The organism is Pseudomonas palleroniana, from assembly GCF_003031675.1.
GTDB classification, from domain to species: domain Bacteria; phylum Pseudomonadota; class Gammaproteobacteria; order Pseudomonadales; family Pseudomonadaceae; genus Aquipseudomonas; species Aquipseudomonas palleroniana.
In genome coordinates this window covers 95,677-107,634 of the sequence record NZ_PYWX01000025.1, presented here as the reverse complement: position 1 = coordinate 107,634, position 11,958 = coordinate 95,677, and the positions used below count along the sequence as shown (strand labels likewise).

The 11,958-nt window shown below is 60.5% G+C and carries 11 protein-coding genes; 5 read left to right on the top strand and 6 right to left on the bottom strand.

Features of this window, described 5'->3' with window-relative positions; genetic code table 11:
• Positions 1-155: 155 nt before the first annotated feature.
• A complete protein-coding gene (gene rapA, locus C9383_RS08030) occupies positions 156-3,002 on the bottom strand; it encodes an RNA polymerase-associated protein RapA (RefSeq protein WP_060753793.1) in 2,847 nt (948 codons plus the stop codon).
• A 219-nt stretch (positions 3,003-3,221) separates the two neighbouring features.
• On the opposite strand from rapA, the gene C9383_RS08025 reads away from it, so the two are divergent.
• A complete protein-coding gene (locus C9383_RS08025) occupies positions 3,222-3,563 on the top strand; it encodes a hypothetical protein (protein WP_060753792.1) in 342 nt (113 codons plus the stop codon).
• On the opposite strand, the gene C9383_RS08020 is transcribed toward C9383_RS08025, so the two are convergent.
• From C9383_RS08020 to C9383_RS08010, 3 genes are all read right to left on the bottom strand, one after another.
• Complete coding sequence (locus tag C9383_RS08020) at positions 3,560-4,741, bottom strand: aminotransferase class V-fold PLP-dependent enzyme (protein WP_090366324.1); 1,182 nt, start codon at positions 4,739-4,741, stop codon at positions 3,560-3,562. The genes C9383_RS08025 and C9383_RS08020 overlap by 4 nt on opposite strands.
• Positions 4,738-5,208, bottom strand: a complete 471-nt coding sequence (locus C9383_RS08015) for a RidA family protein (protein ID WP_090366322.1) — start codon at positions 5,206-5,208, stop codon at positions 4,738-4,740. Before C9383_RS08015 ends, C9383_RS08020 begins: the two co-directional genes overlap by 4 nt.
• Before the next feature lie 90 nt (positions 5,209-5,298).
• The gene (locus C9383_RS08010; RefSeq protein ID WP_090366320.1) at positions 5,299-6,171 is read right to left on the bottom strand and encodes a LysR substrate-binding domain-containing protein; all 873 of its coding nucleotides are present in this window, start codon (positions 6,169-6,171) and stop codon (positions 5,299-5,301) included.
• A gap of 99 nt (positions 6,172-6,270) precedes the next feature.
• On the opposite strand from C9383_RS08010, the gene C9383_RS28000 reads away from it, so the two are divergent.
• Together C9383_RS28000 and ccoM are read left to right on the top strand one after the other, a co-directional pair.
• A complete protein-coding gene (locus tag C9383_RS28000) occupies positions 6,271-6,477 on the top strand; it encodes a hypothetical protein (protein WP_143038184.1) in 207 nt (68 codons plus the stop codon).
• Between the two features lie 143 nt (positions 6,478-6,620).
• On the top strand, positions 6,621-6,737 hold the full coding sequence (ccoM, locus tag C9383_RS28515; protein WP_017137226.1) for a cytochrome c oxidase subunit CcoM: 117 nt from the start codon (positions 6,621-6,623) through the stop codon (positions 6,735-6,737).
• 161 nt (positions 6,738-6,898) lie between these two features.
• On the opposite strand, the gene C9383_RS08005 is transcribed toward ccoM, so the two are convergent.
• Positions 6,899-8,374 (bottom strand): inorganic phosphate transporter, encoded by a 1,476-nt coding sequence (locus tag C9383_RS08005; protein WP_060753788.1) that lies wholly within the window; start codon positions 8,372-8,374, stop codon positions 6,899-6,901.
• 329 nt (positions 8,375-8,703) lie between these two features.
• The gene (locus C9383_RS08000; protein WP_003172389.1) at positions 8,704-8,904 is read right to left on the bottom strand and encodes a hypothetical protein; all 201 of its coding nucleotides are present in this window, start codon (positions 8,902-8,904) and stop codon (positions 8,704-8,706) included.
• Between the two features lie 558 nt (positions 8,905-9,462).
• Between C9383_RS08000 and pcaR the strand changes: the two genes are divergently transcribed.
• Complete coding sequence (pcaR, locus tag C9383_RS07995) at positions 9,463-10,305, top strand: pca regulon transcriptional regulator PcaR (protein ID WP_060753787.1); 843 nt, start codon at positions 9,463-9,465, stop codon at positions 10,303-10,305.
• A gap of 144 nt (positions 10,306-10,449) precedes the next feature.
• On the top strand, positions 10,450-11,790 hold the full coding sequence (gene pcaK, locus C9383_RS07990; RefSeq protein ID WP_060753786.1) for a 4-hydroxybenzoate transporter PcaK: 1,341 nt from the start codon (positions 10,450-10,452) through the stop codon (positions 11,788-11,790).
• Positions 11,791-11,958 lie beyond the last annotated feature (168 nt).

The following is an 11,958-nucleotide window of genomic DNA, read 5'->3' as shown; positions in this document are numbered from 1 at the left end:
GTATTTCAGGAGGACCGAGGTGCCTGGGTTTGGGGCGGCTGCGCCACCCAGCGCGGGACAAGCCCGCTCACTACAGATGATGTGTTTTACGTCCCATCATTTAACTGACTGGCATTACGCATTGCGCGGGCCTTGTTTTTTCCTTCAAGCCGCGATCAACCGGCGACCAGCACCCGGATCGCTTCCAACCGCAGTGCCGCCTTGTCGAGCATGGCCAGGCCTTGTTCGCGTTGGTTGCGCAGGGCAACCAGTTCGCTGTCACGCACCGTCGGGTTGACGGCTTGCAACGCGGTCAGGCGTGCCAGTTCTTCTTCGGTATCCGCCGCCAGGCGACGCTTGGCCTCGGCCACGCGCTCGGCATGTTGCGGGGTGATCTTCTCTTCACCTGCGTTGATGCGTGGCGTCAACTGGTCGCGCTGGGCCTGGATGAACTTGTTGGCGCTGGCCCGCGGCACGCTTTCCAACTGGTCGTTGAGGGTCACGAAGGACACCCGGCTCGACAGGTCGTTGCCATTGGCGTCCAGCAGGCAGCGCAGGGCGGCCGGCGGCAGGTAACGGCCCAGTTGCAGCGCACGTGGCGCAACCACTTCGCTGACATAGAGCAGTTCCAGCAATACGGTGCCGGGCTTGAGCGCCTTGTTCTTGATCAGCGCCACGGCGGTGTTGCCCATGGAACCGGACAGCACCAGGTCCATGCCGCCTTGCACCATCGGGTGCTCCCAGGTGATGAACTGCATATCTTCGCGCGACAGCGCCTGGTTACGGTCGTAGGTGATGGTCACGCCTTCGTCGTCGCCCAGGGGGAAGCTGGCGTCGAGCATTTTTTCGCTCGGCTTGAGGATCAGCGCGTTTTCCGAATGGTCTTCGCTGTCGATGCCGAACGCGTCGAACAGCGTTTCCATGTAGATCGGCAGGGCGAACTGGTCGTCTTGCTCAAGGATAGCTTCCACCAGCGCCTCGCCTTCACCCGCGCCACCGGAGTTGAGCTCCAGCAGGCGGTCGCGACCGGTGTGCAACTCTTCTTCCAGGCGCTCGCGCTCGGCGCGGGCCTCGTCGATCAGCGCTTGCCACTCGCCGTCATCGGCGTTTTCCAGCAGCGGCAGCAGGCGCGGGCCGAACTGATGCTGCAAGGCGTTGCCGGTCGGGCAGGTGTTGAGGAACGCGTTCAGCGCTTCGTGGTACCACTGGAACAGGCGCTCTTGCGGGCTGGTTTCCAGGTACGGCACGTGCAGTTCGATCACGTGTTTTTGGCCGATCCGGTCCAGACGGCCGATCCGCTGTTCCAGCAGGTCGGGGTGGGACGGCAGGTCGAACAGCACCAGGTGGTGGGAGAACTGGAAGTTGCGGCCTTCACTGCCGATTTCCGAGCAGATCAGCACCTGGGCGCCGAACTCTTCATCGGCGAAGTAAGCGGCGGCGCGGTCACGTTCGAGGATGTTCATGCCCTCGTGGAATACCGTGGCCGGGATACCGGAACGCACGCGCAGGGCGTCTTCCAGGTCCATGGCGGTTTCGGCGTGGGCGCAGATCACCAGGACCTTGGTGCGCTTGAGCATTTTCAGCTGGTCGATCAGCCACTCGACCCGTGGGTCGAAGCGCCACCAGCGATTGTCTTCCTCGATATCCGGCTGCGACTGGAAGCTGACTTCCGGGTACAGCTCGGCGTGTTCGCCCAGCGGCAGCTCCAGGTACTCGTCCGGGTTCGGCAGCGGGTAGGCGTGCAACTTGCGCTCGGGGAAGCCTTGTACGGCGGCGCGGGTGTTGCGAAACAGCACGCGGCCGGTGCCGTGGCGGTCGAGCAGCTCACGCACCAGGCGCGCACTGGCTTCGGTGTCGCCATCGTTGACGGCGGTGAGCAGGGCTTCGCCTTCGTTGCCGAGGAAACCCTGGATGGTCTTGTGCGCGGCAGGGGAAAGGCGGCCCTTGTCCAGCAGCTCCTGCACGGCTTCGGCTACCGGGCGATAGTTGTCGCTTTCTGCGCGGAAGGCTTGCAAGTCGTGGAAGCGGTTCGGGTCCAGCAGGCGCAGGCGTGCGAAATGGCTGTCCTGGCCCAGTTGTTCCGGGGTGGCGGTGAGCAGCAGCACGCCGGGGATAACCTCGGCCAACTGTTCGACCAGCGCGTACTCCGGGCTGACCTTGTCTTCATGCCACACCAGGTGGTGGGCTTCGTCGACCACCAGCAGGTCCCAGCCGGCGGCGAACAGCGCGTCCTGGGCCTTTTCGTCGTCCACCAGCCATTCCAGTGCGACCAGCGCAAGCTGGGTGTCTTCGAACGGGTTGGCGGCATCGCTTTCGATAAAACGTTCTTCGTCGAACAACGCCACTTGCAGGTTGAAGCGGCGGCGCATCTCTACCAGCCACTGGTGCTGCAGGTTTTCCGGCACCAGGATCAGCACGCGGTTGGCGCGGCCCGACAACAGCTGGCGATGGATCACCAGGCCGGCTTCGATGGTCTTGCCCAGGCCCACTTCATCCGCGAGTAATACCCGTGGCGCGATACGGTCAGCGACTTCACGGGCGATATGCAGTTGGTGAGCAATAGGTTGCGCTCGCACGCCACCCAGGCCCCACAGCGAGGACTGCAATTGACGGCTGGTGTGTTCCAGGGTGTGGTAACGCAGCGAGAACCAGGCCAACGGGTCGATCTGCCCGGCGAACAGACGGTCGCTGGCCAGGCGGAACTGGATAAAGTTGGAGAGTTGGGTTTCCGGCAGGGTGACCTGCTCGTTCTGCCCATTGAGGCCGTGGTAGACCAACAGGCCGTCGGCATCGTCGACTTCCTGCACGGTCATTTTCCAGCCTTCGAAATGGGTGATGGTGTCACCCGGCGAGAACCTCACGCGAGTGAGGGGCGCATTCCGTAGCGCATACTGACGAGTGTCGCCAGTGGCCGGATAGAGCACGGTCAACAAGCGCCCGTCCTGTGCCAGAACGGTGCCTAACCCCAGCTCTGCTTCGCTGTCACTAATCCAGCGTTGCCCCGGTTGATACTGCTGCGCCATGCTGCCTGACTCCCGCCGTGAAAAAGCCGACTATCTTAACGGAACACGGCCCTCAGCCAAAGGATTCTGACAAAAACTACTCTGTTTGAGCGGCGCTTCAACAGTTGAATCGACAGATGGCGGGCACTCACGAGTGTCGACTGGGTCACAGCTTGGCGACTGGCCGTTCAAGTCGCCCGGCGGTCCGCCGACAGCCTGTTGATCAGGAGAATAAAGCCTATGTTGCCACCCATGCTGCCCGTCAGCGTTGTGCCGGTCACGTCGCAGCTCGACCCGGCGCGCCAGAAGCCGGATATCCCGCCGGTGGTGCCCGTACAAGCAGGCTCCAACGAGAGCACGATCGACCTCAAAAAGGGTGATGCGGAGCAATCGGGCTTTCTGCTGCGCGAAGAACAGCGCCGCCAGCAAGAGCAACAAAAACGTCGGCGCGAAGCCGACGAGGATCCTGAACAACACTTGGCGATCCCAGGTGATGTGCTCAATGCCGACAACACGGTGCCAGTCGTCCCGTTGATCGAAGATGCGCCGCGCCAGGGGTTGTGGGTGGACGTCGAGGTCTAATCGCTCAAGGCCCGCAGTGCCGCTATCAGCAACTCGATGTCGTGATCGTTGTTGAGCGGGCTGACCGAGATCCGCGCAATGCTGTTCAAGCCGCGAGCCTGCATGTCCAAGGGCGTATAGGCCACGCCGTTGGCGCCGATATTGATGCGTTTGAGTCCCAGGTATTGCTTGAGCTCGAAGGCGTCCCAACCGGCGAGGTTGAAGGCGATCAGACCTGAGTGAGTGCTGCCTGAGTCATGCAAGGAAAGGCCGGGGATCTCACGCAACTCTTCACGAATTCGCTTGCTGAGCTCTAAGACTCTTTCCCAGGTTCGCTCCACGCCCAGTCGGTTGACCTCTTGCAGCGCATTGCCTAGCCCTGCCAACAAGGCATAGGACGCCTCACTGGTTTCAAAGCGTCGGGCGTCGTTGCGCAAGTCGAAGCCTTTGGCGGTCCAGGGGGCTGAAAACACGTCGCGTTGAGCCGGGTTCAAACGTTGAAGGAAGTCGGGTCGAATATAGAGCAGCGCCGTGCCGCGTGGCCCGCGCAGGTGTTTGCGGCCCGCCGATTTGAGCACGTTGCAGTGCAGCGCCTGTACGTCCACCGGAAGCTGGCCGACCGCCTGGCCTGCGTCGATGAAGTATGGGATGCCATGGCGCCTGGCCACAGCGCCTATCGCCTCGGCTGGGTTGATAAGACCGCCATTGGCGGGAAGCCAGGTCAGGTCGATCAACTTCACGTTTGCATCGATCATCGACTCCAGTGCGATTGGGCAGGCTGCGCCGCTTGCATCACAGGGGATGACCTCCACCCGCGCACCCGCTTGCACGGCCAGGTCCATGCTGGCGAGGTTGCCGCCCCATTCCTGCCGGCCGACCAGAATGCGATCGCCAGGCTGCCAAGCGCCCAAGGCTTGAAACGCCATGCTCCACGCGGTCGAGCCGCTGCTGGCAAACGCTATTGAAGAGGCCGGTGCATTAAGCAATTGCCCGGCCGCCTGGCGAGCTTTTTCCACCAGCAACGTGCCATGCTCGCCGGCTTCCATGGGGCCGTCGCGGGCTTCGCGTTGCAACTGGTCGATGATCGCGTCGAGGGTCGCCTGGCTCGGCAAGGAGGCACCGGCATGATTGAAATGCACGATGCCCGACCGGCAGCCCGGTGTTTCGTCCCGCAGGTGTTGGACTTCGAGCGGGCTCATGGTTGCAACTCGAAAAGCGCATCCACCTCCACGGCGACGCCGGCCGGCAAGCTCGATACGCCCACGGCGGTGCGCACGTGCCGGCCCTTGTCGCCGAGGGCGTTGACCAACAGGTTCGAGGCGCCATTGGCGACCGCGCTCTGCTGCTGGAAGTCGCCGCTGCTGGCGATAAAGACCCCGACGCGCAGGGTGCGTGCCAGGCGCGACAGATCATCGCCGAGGGCGCTGCTCAGTTGTGCCAGCAGCCCCAAGGCCGCCAACTGCGCCGCCTGAGTGCCTTCTTCGGCACTGAGGGATTCGCCGAGGCGGCCGAGGTAGGCGGGGTTGCCCTCGAGCATTGGAATCTGCCCGGAGATCCACAGTTGGTTACCGCTGATAACGTAGCTGAGGTAGTTGGCCGCTGGTTGGCTGGCCGCCGGTAGCGTCAGGCCAAGGGCGTGCACGTGTTGGCGGATCGAGTCGCTCATGGTGAATCCTCCTGGTTCAAGAGGCTTCAGCATGTCGGGCGTGGCAGTGGGCGACAAACGCGTAGATCTCACTCGACGTATCGAAAAAGCTCATGCGTGGCGGCAGGCTTCCTGCAACCATTGGCTGAAGCACTTGACCGCTTCGTGGGTGGAGGCGTGGGGGGTGATCAGCCAGTAGCCTATTTCGCTGCGATAGGGCGGCCAGTCGAAGGCTTCGACCAGGCTACCGTCCTGGAGCCTGCGCTCGATCAAGCGGTGGCGGCCCATGGCGATGCCCTGGCCGGCCACGGCGGCTTCGACCACGATGTTGTAGTCATGCAACACGACACGCGGGTGATCGGCCAGGTCCAATTGATAGTGCGCGGACCAATCCGTCCATTCGAACGGTCGATGGGAGGTGGCCATCAACAACGGCCCTTTCTGCAGTTGGCTGGCCTTGAACGCGGGGCTGCACACGGGTGAGATCGCCTCATCCATCAGGCGCACGGCTTGCACATCTGGCCAGTCGCCCTTGCCATAGCGGATGGCCAGGTCGACCTCGGCGGCGGCGACGTTGGCCAGTTGAATCGACGGCAGCAATTCCACCTGAATGTGCGGGTAGCGGTTGAGAAAGTCGGCCAGCCGTGGGGCCAGCCACAGGGTAGCGAAAGAAGCCAGCAGGCCGATGCGTAACACGGTGTGGCGCGGGGCGACCCGTTGTACGCGGGTGGCTGCGGCGATAGCGTCCAGGGCAGGGCGTATTTCGTTGTAGTAATGCTCGCCATCGGTAGTCAGGTCGATCGCACGGGTACGACGGATAAACAGAGGTTTGCCCAGATGCTGTTCAAGTTTTTGTACCTGATGACTCAGGGCACTCTGGGTCACCGACAACTCGTTGGCCGCCTTGATAAAGCTCAAGTGCCGCGCCACCGCCTCGAACGCGCGCAGGGCCAGCAATGGCGGGAGATCCTTGTGCAGTGCCACTTGAATACGTCTCCTGGGGCAGGGGGAAATGCCGATTTTGGGCGATGACCTGCCATTTGTCGCTCGTTGATTTGCCGTGGCGCGAGGGAGGCCGCATTATTGAGCGATTCCCGCCACGACGTAAGCCAAGCCATGAGTGAAGACCCCAAGCTGATCGACCTGAATGCCGAACGTGCCAAACGTATCCATGACCTGAATGACAAGCGCCTCAATGAAGTGCGTCAGGCATTCGAACAGGCAATGCCGTTGCTTGGGAAAAAGCCGAAAGTTAAGAAAAAACCGAAGAATAATCCGAAAAAGCGTTGAAACTGCCGGCATCCATTGATGCAGGTCAGTTATTGCCCTCCTTTACGCCCAGTTGCGTGGGACATTGATCCCCGTCAATTTTCCATTGCGCCTTCTCCTTTAACTTAGCCCTATCGCAACAGGGCACGAGCAGGAGGCCGGTCATGTTTTTCGATAATGTGGTGTTCGCCGGAGTGCTGACTGTAAGCCTCATGGTGTTGTTCTTTGTAGGGTTTGGGATTTTTATCTGGAAAGACGCTAACAAGCGTAAAGAACCGTAAGTCTTTCTGGATTACATGGGCACGCAAGGCATTTTGGGCGACTTCGGTCGCCCTTTTTTTTGCGTGTTAGTTTGTGTACACATTCCTGCCGCCAATCGAACGCGCATAAAAAAAGGCGCGATCCTCAGCGAGGTCGCACCTTCTTTTTTACCGCTGGGTTATCAGCTACCCAGCGCCTTGGACGCCAGCCAGAACAACCCGGCCGACAAGGCCACGGTCGCCGGCAGGGTCAACACCCATGCCATCAGAATCGTTTTCACCGTGCCACCTTGCAGCCCACTCTTGTTGGCCACCATGGTCCCGGCTACGCCCGACGACAATACGTGGGTCGTCGAAACCGGCAGGCTGAAGATGTTGGCCAGGCCGATCATGCTCGCCGTGGTGATTTGCGCCGACATGCCCTGGGCATAGGTCATGCCCTGTTTGCCGATCTTCTCGCCGATGGTCAACACCACGCGCTTCCAACCGACCATGGTGCCCAGGCCCAAGGCCAGTGCAACGGCCAGGATCACCCAGAACGGGGCATATTCGGTGGTGGCGGTCAGGTCTTTGCGCAGTTTGTCCAGGTCGGACTTCTCACGCGCATCCAGGCCTGGCAGCTTGCCGACTTTCTTCGCGGTATCGTCCAGGCACAGCAGGTAACGGCGTACTTCGATACGGTGCTCGGCGGTCAGCGAGTGGTAGTCGGAGACGCCTTTGAGGGTTTCCATCAGGGCGTTGATGGTCGGCTCGGTCTGTTGCGGATTGCATTGGAACTTGCCCGGCAGATCGTCCTTCACGCCTTTGCCCAGTGCGAGGAACTCGCCGAGCGTGGCGTTGTTGCGCTGGTAGAACTGGCTCAGATGCACAGTAGCGTCGCGAGTGCGTTCGATCTGGTAAGTGGTGCTGCCCAGGTCGAGTACGAACTGGGCCGGCACGATACCGATCAGCACCAGCATGATCAGGCCGATACCTTTCTGACCGTCGTTGGAGCCGTGCACGAAGCTTACGGCCATGGCCGAAATCACCAGGACCAGGCGGTTCCAGAACGGCGGATGCTTCTTGTCATCGAGTTTGCGGCGCTGGTCCGGGGTCTTGTGCATCTTCGACAGCGGGCGCCACCATTTCAGGCCGATCAGCACCAGGGCTGCGACCAGGAAACCGGCCATCGGCGAGAACACCAGCGAGGCACCGATATCCACTGCCTTCTGCCAGTTCACACCGTCAGCCAGGGGGATGTCGTTGATCAGGGCATTGGCCAGACCGACGCCGAGGATCGAGCCGATCAGGGTGTGGGAGCTGGAGGCGGGGATACCGAAGTACCAGGTGCCCAGGTTCCAGGTGATTGCCGCGGCCAATAGCGAGAAGACCATTGCCAAACCATGGCCGGTATTCACATTGATCAGCAATTCCACCGGCAGCAAATGCACGATGGCGTAGGCGACGCCGACACCGCCGAGCAACACGCCGAGGAAATTGAATACCCCGGAGAAGAACACGGCCAGGTGTGGCGGCATGGCTTTGGTATAGATGACTGTGGCCACCGCGTTAGCGGTGTCATGAAAGCCATTGATGAACTCGAAGGCGAGGACAAAGGCCAGGGCGAGCAACAGGCTCACTAGAACCCAAGCATCCAGTCCGCTGAATAAATCGATCATGAAGGTTTTCTGACCCGGTCGTAAGGGGGCGCGATTATGCCAGAAAACCTCAGTAATCGATGCATTAGCTGCTCATCGGTAACAATCTTCTCTGAAAAAAAACGCGGGCAGGGCGCTCATCCCAGGGTTTTCGGGGGCTTGGCAAGTCTTTGATTTATAAAGTTCGGGGCGATCGAGACGGGTTTTTACCGGCAAACATCCTGTTTGAAACATTTGTATGAAATTTCGTTGGCAGCAGCAGGAAGCTGACCGTTTGGAACAGGGAGGTGCTCTCCGCCGTTGGTGGACCGGCGGAGACAGCAAAAACCGCAATGCTCATGTCGAAGTGCTTATGGCTCTTCGGCTTTGAGCTCCTGTTCGATCTTTTGAATTTCCTGGGCGAATGCCTGGTCCAGCAGGCTGGCTCGTTTGCGCCATGGCTTGCGTTCCGGCTCAGGTTGGGCGGCGTAGGTGGTGACTTCCCCGCCGTAAACGTCCTTGTAACGTTGTTCCTGGCGCTCAAGTTCCGCGCGCAGTTCGTCTTTCGTCACAGTGTTACCTAATTGAGTTGAGTGTATGTGTTGTGCAACGCGGTGCGTGAGAGTCGTCCCGGGGCTATGCCAAGTATGAACAGTGCAACCGTTCAAGTTTGAAGCAAAGGCCAGGGAACGTAATCTCTAAACCGACTATTTGTTTTTATTACCGGCGCGGCCTACAACCCGCTGCGCCTGATGAGCTCCAATCCCGACAGCGTTACCGGGCTGACCTCTGTACACGCTGCATTATAGCGGCGCACACGAATAACACTATCATCATGAAGTTAAAAAAACTCAACGCCGTGTGAGGGGTTTGTTACAAGTTTGCGTCTCAATTTTCGATATACCGCGTCATAAAGTCTGCCCTCATCTCAATATCGACTCAGTACGCTTCTTTCATGTTCATCGCTCAGTGTTAAGACTTGATGTACCCGGCAAATTGCGATAATCGGATGGTTGTTCGATAATCGCCCAATGTTGCCTTGGCGACCTTGTGCATCGGTCTGTGCGACTGGTAATAGCTAATCGCTGCCAACCCTCCCGGCGATTGAAAATAAGATAAAGGGCCCCGAAATGAACGATCAATTGCGCAATTCCTTCGCATCCGTCGCGCCGCCGATCGTGGCTTCACCGGCCAAGCGTATCCAGGCGTTTACGGGGGATCCGGATTTCATGACATCCCTGGCCCGAGGCTTGGCCGTGGTGCAGGCGTTCCAGGAGCGCAAGCGCCACCTGACGATCGCCCAGATCAGCCACCGTACCGAAATCCCCCGCGCCGCCGTGCGCCGTTGCCTGCATACCTTGATCAAACTCGGCTACGCCACCACGGATGGACGTACCTATTCGCTGCTGCCCAAAGTCTTGACCCTGGGCCATGCCTATTTGTCCTCCACGCCTCTGGCGGTGTCGGCCCAGCCCTATCTGGACCGCATGAGCGAGCAGCTCCACGAAGCCTGCAACATGGCGACGCTGGAGGGCGACGACATTCTTTATATCGCCCGTTCGGCCACCACCCAGCGCCTGATTTCCGTGGACCTGTCGGTGGGTGGTCGCCTGCCGGCGTACTGCACTTCCATGGGCCGCATTCTGCTGGCGGCGCTCGATGATTCCTCGCTCAAGGACTACCTTGACCACGCCGACCTGCAAACCAAGACCAGCCGCACCCTGACCACGCCGCAAGCCTTGCTCGAATGCCTGCAACAAGTGCGTCAGCAGGGCTGGTGCATCGTCGATCAGGAGCTGGAACAGGGGCTGCGTTCGATTGCCGTGCCGGTGTATGACGCCTCGGGCCAGGTGCTGGCCGCGCTGAATGTGAGCACCCACGCCGGGCGGGTCAGTCGCAACGAGTTGGAGCAGCGCTTCTTGCCGAGCATGCTCAGCGCCAGCCGCGAGCTGAGCACGCAGTTGTTTGCCTAAGTGTTCGGTGACCGCACAGATCCCGGCCTGATCAATTGACGGTGTTTCCCCTGGCTTATTAATGTGCGGCAGCGCTATCGCTGCCCCCAATAATAATCACGACCTCAGGTCGTCGGCCCGCCCATCGGTGTGGAAATAACAATAATGAATCAGCCTTCTGTCGGCACCAACCTGGACGTACAGTCCTTTATCAATGCCCAGCCATTGTCTCGCTATCAGTGGCGCGTGGTGATCCTGTGTTTTCTGATTGTCTTCCTCGACGGCCTCGACACCGCCGCGATGGGCTTTATCGCGCCTGCGCTGTCCCAGGACTGGGGCATCGACCGCGCCAGCCTTGGCCCGGTGATGAGTGCCGCGTTGATCGGCATGGTCTTCGGCGCGCTGGGCTCCGGTCCGCTGGCCGACCGCTTCGGGCGCAAAGTGGTGCTGGTGGGCGCGGTGCTGGTGTTTGGCGCGTTCAGCCTGGCCTCGGCCTACAGCACCAGCGTCGATCAGTTGCTGGTATTGCGCTTCCTCACCGGGCTGGGCCTGGGGGCGGGCATGCCGAATGCCACCACGCTGCTGTCCGAATACACCCCGGAGCGTCACAAATCGTTGCTGGTCACCAGTATGTTCTGTGGCTTCAACCTGGGCATGGCAGGGGGCGGGTTTATTTCGGCCAAGCTGATTCCGGCCTTCGGCTGGCACAGCCTGCTGCTGATTGGTGGCATCCTGCCGTTGATCTTGGCGCTGGTGCTATGGGTATGGCTGCCGGAATCGGCGCGCTATCTGGTGGTGCGCAATCGCGGTAGCGACAAGGTGCGCAAAACCTTGTCACCCATCGCGCCCGACCTGGTTGCCCAAGCCACCAGCTTCAGTGTGCCCGAGCAGAAAACCGTCAAGGCGCGCAACGTGTTCGCGGTGATTTTCTCCGGCACCTACAGCGCCGGCACGTTGCTGCTGTGGCTGACTTACTTCATGGGGCTGGTGATTGTTTACCTGCTGACCAGTTGGCTGCCGACCCTGATGCGTGACAGCGGCGCCAGCATGGAGCAAGCCGCGTTTATCGGCGCGTTGTTCCAGTTTGGCGGCGTACTGAGCGCGGTCGGTGTGGGTTGGGCGATGGACCGGTTCAATCCGCACAAGGTCATCGGTACTTTCTATCTGTTGGCCGGGGTGTTTGCCTACGCGGTGGGCCAGAGTCTGGGCAATATCACCCTGCTGGCGACCTTGGTGCTGATCGCCGGAATGTGCGTCAACGGTGCGCAATCGGCGATGCCGTCACTGGCCGCACGTTTCTACCCGACCCAGGGCCGCGCCACCGGCGTGTCGTGGATGCTCGGCATCGGCCGCTTCGGCGCCATCCTTGGCGCATGGATGGGCGCCACCTTGCTCGGCCTGGGCTGGAATTTCGAGCAGGTACTGACCGCCCTGGTGATTCCGGCGGCGTTGGCCACCACGGCTGTCGTGATCAAAGGCATGGTCAGCCACGCCGACGCGACTTGAGCCCTGCCACTTTGCCTGCGATTGGCAAACGATTAGCTAGGCAACAATCGGTTCGATAATCGAACGCTGAGTCGATTATCGGATTGTTTGGTCGATTTTCCCGGCTTAATCTTCAAGCACTTCGGCGCCACCTCAGCGCCTTTTTCGATCCATATCGGGAGCCCCAAC